The sequence below is a fragment of the Chthoniobacterales bacterium genome, assembly GCA_036569045.1.
Classification (GTDB): Bacteria; Verrucomicrobiota; Verrucomicrobiia; order Chthoniobacterales; family JAATET01; genus JAATET01.
In genome coordinates this window covers 139244-152098 of the sequence record DATCRI010000011.1, presented here as the reverse complement: position 1 = coordinate 152098, position 12855 = coordinate 139244, and the positions used below count along the sequence as shown (strand labels likewise).

Sequence of the window (12855 nt, the reverse complement as noted above, 5' to 3'; positions counted from 1 at the left end):
TACGCCTACGAATCCGTCGAGCGCGACGAAGAGCTGCGCCACGAGACGCGCTATCTTCCGGCCGACGGCGGGGAATTCATCCTGCCGACGGATCGCCCCGGCTCGTTCCGCCTGGAGGTGCGAGACGCGGCGGGCACGAAGGTCAGCCAGCTGGCCTGGACGGTCGTCGGCAAGGGCGACGGCTCGCGTTCGCTCGAACGCAGTGCCGAGCTCCAGATCAGGCTGCCGCGCCGGGAGTATCGCGCCGGTGAGGAGGTCGAGATCGCCATCACCGCGCCCTACACGGGAGGAGGCCTGATCACGCTCGAGCGGGATCGCGTCTACGCGCAGACGTGGTTCACCGCCGCCGCGACAAGCTCCGTGCAGCGACTGCGCATTCCGGCGGATTTCGAGGGCACGGGCTACGTGAACGTGACATTCGTGCGCGCGCTCGATTCGAAGGAGGTCTTCATGAGCCCGCTCAGCTACGCGGCGGAGCCGATCGTGGTGAATCGCGAGCGCCGGCGTCTCGACATCCAGCTCGACGTCCCGGAAAAGGCGAAGCCGGGCGAGCCGCTGGCAATCCATTATCGCACGGACCGTCCCGCGCGCATCGTGCTCTACGCGGTCGACCAGGGCATCCTGCAGGTCAGCGATTATCGGCTGCCGCGGCCGCTCGACCGCTTCTTCGAGAAGACGGCGCTGATGGTCGGCACTTCGCAGATTCTCGACCTCATCCTGCCGGAATTCTCGATCCTGCGCAGCGCGGCCGCCGGCGGAGATGCGGGCATGCTCGCGAAGAACCTCAATCCGTTCCGGCGCGTGACCGAGCGACCGGTCGTCTATTGGTCGGGTATCGTCGACGCCGGGCCGGACGACCGCGTCGTCACCTGCGACGTGCCGGATTTTTTCAATGGCACTCTCAAAGTGATGGCGATCGCCTATGCGCCGGATGCGACCGGCAGCGTGGAGCGCGACACCCTCGTGCGCAGCCGATTCGTCATCACGCCCACCGTGCCGACGGTGCTCGCGCCGGGCGATACCTTCGAGGTCGGCGTGACCGTGAACAATGGCGGCGCGACGGCGGACGTGACCCTCGCTGCCGAGCCGTCGTCGCATCTCGAAGTGCTGCGCGCGCCCGCAATGCCGCTCCGCCTGGAATCCGGCAAAGAAGCCACCTGCCTGTTTACGGTGCGGGCCCGGGATCAGCTCGGCTCGGCGACGCTGGCTTTCCGCGCGACCGGCGGCGGTGAGGAATCGCGCCGGTCCTCGACGGTGAGCGTGCGGCCCGCCACGCCCTATCGCACGGAGTTGCGAAGCGCGCATTTCTCCGCGGCGTCGCAGGAGCTTCCGGTGACGGGGGCGTTGCGCCCGGAGTTTCGTCGCGTCGAGGCGACGGTATCCGCGCTGCCTCTCGGGCTGGCGCGCGGGTTGCAGTCCTATCTGGAGGGCTATCCGCATGGCTGCTCGGAGCAAATCTCCAGCGGCGCGCTCTGCCGGCTCGCGCTTGCGGACGAGGTGGATTTCGGACTCCGGCGCGCCGAGGTGGCCGCGCAGCTCGAGCACACGTTTGCCATCCAGCGCCAGCGGCAAAACGACCAGGGCGGTTTTGGCTACTGGGCCGTGGGCGCCTGCGGACCGTTCGATTTCGTGTCGGTGTATGTCACGCAGATGCTCGTCGAGGCCCGGGCGGCCGGCTTCCCGCCTCCCGCCGACACGCTTGCGGCTGCCTTGCGCAATCTCTCGCGCATGGCGAACGAAGAACGGCCGCGCACGTTGGAGCAGGCGCGGCTCCAGGCCTGGGCGATCTACCTGCTCACGCGGGAGGAGACCGTCACGACCAACGCGATCCTCAACCTTCGGGACACGCTCGATTCCGATTTTTCCGCCACGTGGCGCGAGGACGTGACGGCCGTCTATCTCGCTGGCGCGCTGGAGCTGCTCAAACAGGATGCCGAGGCGCGTCGGCTCATCGCCGGCTATCGCTGCGGGCGGCCATGTGCAGGCGAGTTCGTGGACACGCTCACTGCGGATGCCGCCTACGTCGCCATTCTGGGGCGGCACTTTCCGGATCTGCTGCGACGGCTGCCCTCGGGGGAATTCGAGAAAGTTCTCGCGCCCATCCAGCGCGGCAGATTCAGCACCGTCTCCGCCGCGGCGGCCGTGCTCGCGCTGAAGAGCTACTCCGCGACGCTGGCGCAAAAGGGCGTCCGCCTCGGCATGCAGGAAGTGCGCAGGGACCGGACCGTGACCGCGCTGGATGCCAGGGGAGACCTGCTGAAACGGGCCGCGTTCTCTCCCGACGCGACCGCGCTGCGTTTTTCCGCGAGCGCCACGCCGCTCGGGGCCTACGCCCAGGTGGTCGAGACCGGATTCGAGGCGACGGTGCCCGCGGAGCCCGAGAGCCGGGGGCTGGAAATTCATCGCGAATTTCCGGCGCGGGCCCGCGTCGGTGAGCCAATCACGGTGCGCGTCTTCGTGCGAGCAGTGAACGGCCGGGATGTGCCGAACGTCGCTGTGGTCGATCTGCTGCCCGGCGGATTCGAGGTGGTCGGCTCTTCGCTGCAACCTGGCGTGGGCACCTTGCCGGGCTGGGATTGCGTGGAAGTGCGCGAAGATCGAGTGGTGGTCTTCGGCGGGGTGAGCGGCCCGGTGCGGTCGTTCTCCTACGAGATCAAGGCGACGAGCGCGGGGCAATTCGTGGTGCCGCCGGTCTTCGCCGAGGCGATGTATGATCGCGGCACGCACGGGCGCAGCGGCACCGGGCGGATCGAGGTGACGGCGCGATGAGACGCCTCGTGATTCTCGCCGGACTGTCGGCGCTCGTTGCCGCGGGGTGGTTCGCGCTGCCCAGGCCGCCGCTGCTCGACGGCGTCCCGTTCTCGAGGGTGGCGCGGGATCGGGAGGGCCACGTGCTGCAGATCGCGCTGGCGACTGATGACCGTCGCCGGATCTTCACGCCGTTGCAGGCCATTTCGCCGCGCATCGTGGAGGCGACGTTCTTCCACGAGGACCGCCATTTCGACGCGCACCCGGGTGTGAATCCCGTCTCGCTTGCGCGGGCGGCCGCGGGCTGGTTGTTCGGTGCGAAGCGTGGCGGGGCGTCCACGATCACGATGCAGGTCGCCCGACTCCGCGGCCGCATGGAGACGCGCTCGCTCGCGGGAAAGTGCGCGCAGATTTTCACGGCGCTGTGCCTCGAGCGGCATTATTCCAAGCGACAGATTCTCGAGGCTTACTTCAACCTCACGCCCTATGGCGGAAACATCGAAGGCGTGGGTGCGGCGACGGAGATTTATCTGCACCACGCCGCAACTGACGTGAGCTGGCCGGAGGCGGTGACGTTGGCCGTCATTCCGCAGAGCCCGGCGCGGCGCGCGCCGGCGCCTCGCAGAAATCCCGCGCTCGCGGCGGCACACGCCCGGCTGCATGCCCGCATGCACGCGGCCGGGCTCGTGCATGATCCGCTCGGCGGCGACTACGCCTTGTGCTGGGATGGCCGCCTGCCCGACGCGGCACCGCATTTCGTGAATGCGCTCCCCGACGGAGGACGTGACGTTTGCACGACCTTGGACGCGACGGATCAGGGCATTCTCGAGGATCGCGTTGCCCGCGCGATGCGTGGAATGGGCACCCGCGGGGTGCGCAATGCCGCCGCGATGCTTGTCGACACGCGCTCGATGGAAGTGCTGGCGAGCGTGGGGTCGGCGAATTTCTGGGATCGCGACATCCAGGGCCAGGTCGACGGCACGCGGTCGCCGCGGTCGCCAGGCTCCACGCTGAAGCCCCTGATCTACGCGCTGGCGCTCGATCAGGGGCTGATCCATCCGCGCAGTCTCCTGCTCGATGCCCCGCAGAGATTCGCCGACTACAGTCCCGACAATTTCGACCGGGAATTCTGCGGGCCGATCTCCGCCGCGGACGCCCTCGCGCGCAGCCGCAACGTTCCCGCCGTCGATCTGGCGGCGCGGTTGCAGCGTCCGCGATTCCATGAATTTCTCGGCGACGTCGGCATCCCGCTGCGTGGAGACGAGGCGGCGCTGGGACTCTCGCTTGCGCTCGGCGGCGCGGAGGTGACCATGCGCGACCTCGTGCGCCTGTATGCGATGCTGGCCAGCGGCGGAACCCTGCGTCCGCTGCGGATGACGCGCGATTCCCCGGTGGAACCCGGTCGCCGCGTGGTGAGTTGCGAGGCCGCCTTTCTCACGCTCGACATGCTGGCGCGGATCTCGCGACCGGATGGCGCGGAGGCCGATCCGGGGCGCGTGGTCGCGTGGAAGACCGGCACGTCGTTTGGGTTCCGCGATGCGTGGTCGGTCGCGGTGTTTGACCACTTTGTCCTCGCGGTCTGGGTCGGCAATTTCGATGGCACGCCGAATCCGGCCTTCGTCGGCCGCACCTGCGCCGGGCCGCTGCTGTTTTCGATCATCGATGGTCTTGTCGCGAACGGGAAGGCGCGCCCCGGGCCGCTGGCGCCCCCGCCCCACGCAAATCTCCGACGCGTGGATCTTTGCGCGCTCTCCGGGGATCTGCCGGGGCCGGATTGCGCGGATCGCGTGAGCGGGTGGTTCATCCCGGGTGTGTCGCCGATCACCGTTTGTCCGGTGCACCGTGGCGTGTGGGTGGATGCACGGAGCGGGCTGCGCCGGTTGCAGGATAACGGGTTCTGTCGTCGCGAGGTCTTCGAATTCTGGCCCTCGAACGTGCGCCGGCTCTTCGCCGAGGCGGGATTGCCGCGGCGACCGCTGCCGCCCTTTGCGCCGGACTGCGCCGTCGACGGCATGGCCCGGCAGGGAGCCGCGCCGCGCATTCTCTCGCCCTCCGAGGGAGCGGTGCTGGCGGTTCCTGCGAGCGGCGGATCGAGCGGCATCGCCCTCGAGGCGCGGACGGATGGCGACGTGCGCAAGGTCTACTGGTTCGCCGGCGCCGACTTTCTCGGTTGCGCCGCGCCGAACGAGCCCCTCGCATGGCATGCCGCCCCGGGCCGGTGGCAACTCCTCGCCATGGACGACCAGGGACGCGTCGCATCGCGCCGGGTGGATGTCGTCGCGCGATGAGGACGGAATTGCCGCCGCGGCGCGTTTTGGTCAGGCTGTTTGCATGAAATGCGGATTCGCTCTCGTTTCGATGCTCGGGATGCAGCTCCTCCTCGGCTGCGCGACAAAACCGGTGCCGGAGAGCCGGCAGCAGCAGGTCGAGCAGATCAACCAGACCGGCATTTACAGCTACCAGCGCGCCCTTCAGGGGCCGGGACGCTAGTGCGCGGGATTGCGGCCGTCGCGCCCGGCCGTTACAAGCGTCGGCATGGAAGAAGCCCTGCCGAAGATCGATCTCCACCGTCATCTCGACGGGAGCATTCGCCTGGAGACGATCCTGGATCTCGGGCTCGAGAACGACCTTCCGCTGCCAGGCCGCACCCTCGACACCCTGCGCCCCTTCGTCGTCGTGAGCGATCCGCAGCCGGGCCTCATGCCCTTCCTCGCGAAGTTCGAGTGGATGGTCGGCGTGCTCGTTGACCCTGCTGCGTGCCGCCGCGTGGCCTACGAGAACGTCGAGGATGCGAAACGCGAGAACCTCGACGCCGTCGAACTGCGTTTCAGCCCCGTCTTCATGGCGATGGCTCACGGGCTCGATCCCCAGGCCGTCACCGAGGCCGTCGTCGACGGCGTTGCGGCCGGCGTGCGCGACTTCGGCGTGCCGACCACGCTCACCGGCATTCTCAGCCGCACGTTTGGCCTGAACTCCTGCTTCCGCGAGCTCGACGCCCTGCTTGCCTGTCGCGACGGCCTCGTTGCGATCGACCTCGCCGGTGACGAAGGCAATTTTCCGCCCGAGCTGTTCATCGAGCACTTCCGCCGGGTGCGCGACGCCGGGCTGAATGTCACGATCCACGCCGGAGAGGCCGCGGGCGCGCCGGGTATATGGACCGCCCTCCGCGAACTCGGCGCCACCCGCATCGGCCACGCCGTGCGCGCGACCGACGATCCCGCGCTGCTCGACTATTTCGCCGAGCACCGCATCGGCCTCGAGTGCAACCTCACCAGCAACGTCCAGACGAGCACCGTGGCCGACTATGCGAGCCATCCGCTGAAGGCGTTCCTCGAGCGCAGCCTGCTCGCGACGATCAACACCGACGACCCCGGCATCAGCGGCATCGACCTCGATTACGAATACGAGGTCGCCGCCCCGGCGGCGGGACTGAGCGCGGATCAGATCGCGCAGGCGCGACGCAACGCAGCGTCGATTGCGTTCTAGCGCGGTCAGCGGGCGGCGAGTTTGCGCGTGGCCTCCGAGATGATGGGATTGCGCTTGCCGGATTTTGTCTTGGTGCAGGTGTCGACCGTTTGAATCGAGAAATGGACTTCGTGCCCGAGCAGCTCATCGAATCGATCCGAGATGGCCCGGCTCACTTCTTCTCCCCAGCCTTCGCCCGTGACGATCTCGAGTTCGACCTGGCCGGCTGCGCGCTGGATGAGGCAGAAATCGCGCACCTCCGAGCGGAACGTGAGCAGCACTTCGTAGGTGGCATCGAGCAGATAGCCAGAGGAGAGGACGCGACCTGATGGAAGAGTGAAGCTGTCGTTGCGGCGGCCCTGCAGATCGACGAGGTGGCGGAACCGCCAGCCGCAGGCGCATTCGCGTTCCTCGATGCGGCCGAGGTCGTTTTGCGCGTAGCGGATCATGGGCATCGCGAAGTTGTGGAGGTTGGTCCCGACCAGTAGCGACGATGCGTCGGAAGGGATGCTCTCCATGTAGTTGATGTCGTCGAAGATATGGTGGCTGCCGTGCAGGCATTGCGCGGCGATGCGGGTAAGCTCCTCCGAGGAATATTCGTCGAGCACGGGGCATCCGAGCCGGGCGGCGAGGTCGTTGCGCTCGGCCTGTGTGGACATTTCGGAATTCACGGAGACGCACTTCAACCGGATATGCGCGAGGTCGTCGTTCGAGAGTTGCTGCGCGATCTGCTTGAGGTGCGAGGGGTAGCAGACGAGCAGGTCGGGCTTCCATGAGCGGATTTGCGAAATGATTTCCGGAATGGGGGCGAGAGTGGGCACGAACTTGAGCGGGAAGAGGCCGAGGAGCGATTCGAGAGGATAGGGCGATGTGTAGACGTAGAGCTGCCGCTGCCACGGCAGGTAGGGGAACCCCATGCGGTAGAGTCGCAGGCCGGCGAGCATGAACGTGCTCATCGCTGCGCCGTCGTAGGCGATGTCCAGAGCCTTGCCCGTCGATCCGCTGCTGCGTGAGACGACAAGGCTTTCTGCGCGTGCGCCGCGCATGAGCATGCGGTCGGGATAGTTCGCGATCACCATTTCCTTGGTGAGCAGGGGAAGGCGGTGGAAGTCATCCCACGATTTCAGGTCGCCGGGCTCGAACGACACCGCTGTGTAATGGTCGCGGTAGAAGGGCACATTGTCCCATGCATGGCGGACGAGCTTTGTCACGCGCTGCCATTGCCAGTCGCGCATGCGATCCCTCGTCCAGTGCGGCGCGCTTTTTAGAAACCGTGCGCCGAAAAGGAGCATGCGGAACGTTGCGGCAAGTTCTGAAAGGGTGAGATTGCGCATCGATGACGCCCGTCAAATACGGCTCCAGTAAAAGGCATACATCGCGGCCCAAAATGCGAGAAAAGCCATGGTGGTTGCCGCGCGATGGGAACGCATCCATCCGCCCAGAAGCAGGCTGAGCACGGCGAATCCGAGCCAGCTCACGACGATACGCTCGAGCCGCGCGGGGATGCTCATCAATATGAACGAGGAGAGCGGGCCGTGTGGCGGCGCGAGGACGGCATGAATCTTGTAGGGAATGCCGGAGGTCGGCCCGCGCAGCATTCCCGCCATGCCGTGTTTTGCGTAGTCCTGCTCGACGCTGACGAACATGGACTGCCTCACGAAGGGGACATGCGCCACGGCGGCGCGGCTCGAGTCCGGCGCATGGGAAGCCCATGCATACATGCCAATGCCGCCGACGATCGACCCGGCGAGCACGGCTCCCAGCGCCTTCAATCCGGTTTTCACGCCCGAGAGCGCGGCCCATGAGAGAATGATGTCCGGGATCAAAAAGAAGAACGTGGCCTCCGCGAGTCCCCACGCGAAGCAGAGCCATGCGGGTGGCGGCCAGAGCGGAGCGCGATTTTTCACCGGATGATCCCGCGGTGCTTGATGCTGCTCCCGACGCCGGAGAGTCCCGGCCACGGCACGAGCGACAACTTGAGGATGCGGCGTGCGGCGTCCTCGTCCCACTGATTGTAGATGCTGTTCCAATCGTCGAGGAATTCGGGTTGCGCGCGGCCGATGGCCTGAATCAGGCGCGGGTAGACGAGTTCCGCGGAATGACGGGCATCGCGGGATTCCGCGACGATTTCGAGCCGCTGGCGGCCGTTGTCGATTACGATGCGCGCCTTGTAGGTGCCGGTGAGTTCGGCCTGCAGGTCCGACGAACGCAGAGCGTGGTCGAGCATTGTCTCGGTAATGTTGGTGCCGCAGAGAATGAGGCAGCTGTCGGAGCGGCCCGTGATGGCGATGAACTTCTGGAGCGGCGCCGGCGGCGGATTGGTGATCAGGGCGTGCGACGCATCGGCCGGGACCTTGGTGAGGGCGGACGCGATGTCGTTCCAATCCAAAATGCGTGCCTGATCGTGAAGATTGTAGCGGACAATCGGGATGCCCTGCCATTTCGTGACCCAGAGTTCGCCGTTCACGCTTTCGAGATATGCGGATGGGTCGGCAACGTGAAAGAAATGCGGGGCAGCGCCTTGTAACGAGAGTGATTGCGCAAAGGCCGGCACCGTCTCGCAGATGCGGCGCAGATGGAGGGATACCCGGGATTCGAAGCCGAGCACGCCGGTGTCCGCGCTGCCATAAACCGACAGCATGACCGGACGGTCCGCGTCGCAGCCTGATCTTTTTTCCAGGTCGAGGCGCACGAATTCTGGAAACGGCTCCCCGATGACGAGGTAGCGCATTTTTTCGAGGGGGAGCGGGCGTTCCGACTGCTCGGCGCGGAGGAGAAGATGCCCGATCGCCGAGGGGCAGCAGACGAGGAGAAATTGATCCACCATGCCCGACGCGGCATGGAGGATGGAAATGATCTCGTCGTGCTTGTTCCCGGGCGAGAAGACCGCAAATGGATACGGCGTTGAAACGGAGACATTCTTGAACACCCACGAAAAGAAATCGCCGCCAATCCAGCTTCCCAGTGCGAGACCGATCACCGCCAGCGTGCGACGCTCGTGAATCGCGAACGCGTCTTCGAGCATTCCGCGCAGGGCGGTTGCGGAGGACGCATGGCTGGACTTGAGCTGCGGCCAGTAGAAAGCATGACCGGACGAACCTGAGGAACTGAAAATCGTGAACGTTCCATCGAAGTCGTCGCCGACAAGATCGCGAAAAGGAAAGCGTTTGAGATAGCTCTCCTTGTCCGTGGGAGGAAGCCTCTCGAAAGATGCGCCGACTGGCACGCCATGCGAGTCGAGAAACTCGCGGTAGGCGCGCACATTTTTGCGAGTCCGATCGGCTGTCGTGCGTGCAACGGAGGGCGCAACCATGGACGCTGTTTAGGCGGAATGCCTTTGCTTCGCCAGCAAGGAGAATCAGTTCCGCTCCCGATGGCAGATTTCCAGCCGGTTGCCGAAGGGATCCTCGAAGAACACCGCGTAATAGCCCGGCCCCTCGTCGTAGCCTGGGCCCTCGATGTGCTGCGCGCCGATCTCGCGCAGCAGCGGCACCAGCGCGTCGAGCGTGGCATTCGATTCCGCCCAGAAGGCAATGCGATTCTCGTTCGGCACGTGGCCCGGCGACTCGATGAACCCGAAGAATTCCGTCGGCCCCCCGCCCGGTGCGTTGTAGCTGATCCATCCCGCCGGCACGTCCATCCATTCGGTGAACCCCACGGCGGGCAGCAGGCGATCGTAGAACGCGCGCGCGGCGGCGCGGTCCGGCACGCGGAGGTCGATATGGTCGAGAATGCGCGACATGGCCGCATGCTCGCACGGAATCGCCCCGCCACCAATCGCGATTCGGTTCTCCGCGTTGCCGCCGGGCCCGAGTTTGCGTGAGGTGGCGACTTTTAGGTCATCCGCACATTGCGAGTCTGCCTTGCATCGATCGGCAGCTTGAACGGGAGAGCTATCCGCTTTTGATGCGCTCCGGGCTGTCTGCGGGCAGAGGAAGCTCTTTTTCGAACACGATGCCTTCAGGAATTCGTCGTCCGCGTTTCTCCAGCGCGGCGCGGGCAGCTGCGCGCACTCCAAATTGGAGAATCCGAGCCCGTTTGTCATTGTCATAGACCCGCACCCCTCCTTCTTCGTAGCCCTTGAACGTGAGAAGTTTTTCGAGGAGCGGTGTGTCGTCCTTGGCATTCGAACTGGCCATGAAATCCACGAGAATCCGCAGCTTGTAACCGTTTTCTCCGAGCGAAAAATCATCAGGTTTCTTCGACGCGGTCTCGATTTCAGTCGTCAGGTAGTCCCGGAGTCGCTGCTGGACGAAACCGCCAAAAGGATTTGTCTCGCTCCCGGCAAAGGAGTTGAAGGTCAGATTCTGAAGCACGTAGGCCGCTTCTAGAGGCTGTGTTTTCAGACAGTAATCCCAGTAAAGACGTTCCTCATCCGAACCGGGTTGACGAATCATTCTGCGGCCAAGGCCGGGTGATTGATTGGGGGTTACGGCCAAGGCCTGCAGAATCGTAAGCTGTCCTTTTGGTTGCATTTTCCAGCCGATCGCGATCAGTTCCGAAAATCGTCCTCGTCGGGCGAGGATACTGGCGCAGGGGCCGCCGTCCGGTGAATCGAAGATATGCGTCTCGAAGAAGCGATCTGGAAGAAGCTCGTCTCCGATGTAGGGAAACGTGGCGAGGTCTACGAGATTTTGGATGTTTTGCGGGGTAGGATGCACGAGGCAAAAGTCGACGAGGGGTTTCCACTTCGATGGACCACGGAAACCCTCCTCCGCCGCCAGGTCCTTCAGGACGCTCCATACCAGCAGGGGATCAGTCTCGATTGCCCCAAACTGGCCTTTGTGCGCATCGGGCAGGCGCAGGGCTTCGAGGCACCGGTCAAATAGCGCGTTCCGATCGCGTTTCTCTGGCCACGGCTCGGCGAGCACTTCGCGGATGGCCCGGGCCGCCGTTTGCTCTTTCTCGGAGGGGTTGGGTTTGTTCCCCCAGTTCTTCGCGAGGGCTGTAGCAGACTCCTGGTAATAAGGGTTGGCACCTGAGACGCGTAGCAGACGCAGGGCTGCAACGACGGACTCGGGCGAAGAGTGAAGGTATTCCAGATATTGACTGTCGAGCTGACGATCGATGGTTGGGGAAATCTGCCGCCCGAGGTGGTCTCGTTGCGCTTCCGCGATTGCGGCCGGTAGCGCGAGGCCCTCACCGTCGTTGGAGAAAAGTTTCAAGCCCCCGTAGCCGGCGTAGCGCACATGGGATTTCTCGCCGGATGTGGGAGCAAAGCCATGGAATTTGAAATATTGGCCAGGGGGGAGCGTGATGGGGTAGTAGCTGTTCCCGCACCAACTGCTGGCGTGAGGTTCGGCGCGTTCCCAAGTGCCGTCGGGGAGACGATGTTCGAGCATAACGAAGATGTTGCCATCTTGGGAATCGAAGGTGACGGTCTCCTTCGTGCGATTGACGACATACAACGGAACGCCGTCCGCCTCTCTTGCTGCATAGTCGGCAAAAAGGGAGAGCTGACCTTCCGGCGCCACGACTCCGGTAGGCAGTTCGACATTGGGTGTCTGTGCAATGGCGGATGTGGAAACAAGGCCGGTCGCAAGTAGGGTGAGAAACCTGTGCGGAGTTTGGAGGAAAAGGCGGATCGCAGAGGGGAATGCGCACATGCCGAGAGTGAGAATGTGTAACCATGAGACGAAACTTATGCGAGGGCAAAGAGCTCTGGTCGTTTGAGCGCTTTGGGTGCCGCGACCGATGCATTGCCGGTCATGTCGGCCCTTGCAACCGACTGGCGGCTGGGCGAGGGAGGGGGATGTTTGTTCGAGTGCTGGGGATGATGTTGGTGGTCGCGGGTGTGCCTTTGCGGGCGGCGGAGGAGAATGCGTTTGCCGCGCTGGAGGCGAAGCAGGGCGGTCGCCTTGGTGTGATGGCGATCGATGCCGGCAGCGGGCGCCAGCTCGGGCATCGGGAGGACGAGCGGTTCGCGATGTGCAGCACGTTCAAGATGCTGCTGGGCGCGGCGGTGCTGGCGCGGGTGGATGCGGGCGAGCTTTCGCTGGACCAGCGCGTGGCCTACGGGAAGGCCGATCTGCTGAGCTATGCGCCGGTCACGACCAAACACGTGGAGGAGGGGGCGATGACGGTGGGGGAATTGTGCGCGGCGGCGATCCAGGTGAGTGACAACACGGCGGCAAATCTGCTGCTGCCGCTGGTGGGCGGGCCGGATGGTCTTACGAAATACCTGCGCGCGCGGGGCGATAAGGTCACTCGCCTGGACCGCATCGAGCCTGATCTCAATACGAACGTGCCGGGTGATCCCCGCGACACGACGACGCCGGCCGCGATGGCGGCGACGATGCGGGAGCTGCTGGCGGGGGATGCGCTGTCGGCCGCGTCGCGGGAGCAACTGATCGCCTGGCTGGCGGGCAGCACGACCGGCGGGAAGCGGCTGCGGGCGGGATTTTCGGACGCATGGAAGATCGGCGACAAGACAGGAACGGGCGAGCGTGGCGCGGCGAACGACGTGGCCGTGGTGTGGCCGAAGGAGGGGACGGCGCCGTGGCTGGTGGCGGCCTTTTATTCCGCGCCGGACGCGACGCCGGCCGAGCGCGACACGGTGATTGCCGAGGCTGCGCGTATCGTGGCGAAGGCGTGGGCGGCGCCGAGCCCGGCCGTGCCGGAACGGTAGCGGTCGACTTGCGG

The 12855-nt window shown here is 65.2% G+C and carries 10 protein-coding genes; 5 read left to right on the top strand and 5 right to left on the bottom strand.

Going from position 1 to position 12855, the window contains the following annotated elements; translation table 11 throughout:
• The 4 genes from VIM61_03620 to add form a co-directional block, all read left to right on the top strand.
• The coding region (locus tag VIM61_03620; protein HEY8899473.1) for an alpha-2-macroglobulin family protein at window positions 1-2769 on the top strand (2769 nt) is incomplete at its 5' end.
• On the top strand, window positions 2766-5036 hold the full coding sequence (pbpC, locus tag VIM61_03615) for a penicillin-binding protein 1C (GenBank protein ID HEY8899472.1): 2271 nt from the start codon (window positions 2766-2768) through the stop codon (window positions 5034-5036). The genes VIM61_03620 and pbpC, both read left to right, overlap by 4 nt.
• A gap of 43 nt (window positions 5037-5079) precedes the next feature.
• Complete coding sequence (locus tag VIM61_03610) at window positions 5080-5238, top strand: hypothetical protein (protein HEY8899471.1); 159 nt, start codon at window positions 5080-5082, stop codon at window positions 5236-5238.
• A 45-nt stretch (window positions 5239-5283) separates the two neighbouring features.
• Window positions 5284-6234 (top strand): adenosine deaminase, encoded by a 951-nt coding sequence (gene add / locus VIM61_03605; GenBank protein ID HEY8899470.1) that lies wholly within the window; start codon window positions 5284-5286, stop codon window positions 6232-6234.
• 5 nt (window positions 6235-6239) lie between these two features.
• Here add and VIM61_03600 read toward each other — a convergent pair whose 3' ends face one another.
• The 5 genes from VIM61_03600 to VIM61_03580 all read right to left on the bottom strand — a co-directional run bounded on the left by VIM61_03600 (window position 6240) and on the right by VIM61_03580 (window position 11819).
• Window positions 6240-7448 carry a hypothetical protein gene (locus VIM61_03600; GenBank protein ID HEY8899469.1) on the bottom strand — a complete coding sequence of 403 codons (1209 nt, stop codon included), beginning with the start codon at window positions 7446-7448 and terminating at the stop codon, window positions 6240-6242.
• A gap of 111 nt (window positions 7449-7559) precedes the next feature.
• Complete coding sequence (locus VIM61_03595; GenBank protein ID HEY8899468.1) at window positions 7560-8120, bottom strand: hypothetical protein; 561 nt, start codon at window positions 8118-8120, stop codon at window positions 7560-7562.
• Window positions 8117-9475 carry a hypothetical protein gene (locus VIM61_03590; protein HEY8899467.1) on the bottom strand — a complete coding sequence of 453 codons (1359 nt, stop codon included), beginning with the start codon at window positions 9473-9475 and terminating at the stop codon, window positions 8117-8119. The genes VIM61_03595 and VIM61_03590 overlap by 4 nt, the downstream gene beginning before the upstream one ends.
• A 96-nt stretch (window positions 9476-9571) precedes the next feature.
• Window positions 9572-9955, bottom strand: a complete 384-nt coding sequence (locus tag VIM61_03585) for a VOC family protein (protein ID HEY8899466.1) — start codon at window positions 9953-9955, stop codon at window positions 9572-9574.
• Window positions 9956-10106: 151 nt separating this feature from the next.
• Entirely contained in the window at window positions 10107-11819 is a 1713-nt protein-coding gene (locus VIM61_03580) for a hypothetical protein (GenBank protein HEY8899465.1), read from the bottom strand.
• A gap of 167 nt (window positions 11820-11986) precedes the next feature.
• Here VIM61_03580 and bla point away from each other — a divergent pair, with 167 nt between their 5' ends.
• Entirely contained in the window at window positions 11987-12841 is an 855-nt protein-coding gene (bla, locus tag VIM61_03575) for a class A beta-lactamase (protein ID HEY8899464.1), read from the top strand.
• Window positions 12842-12855: the final 14 nt, after the last annotated feature.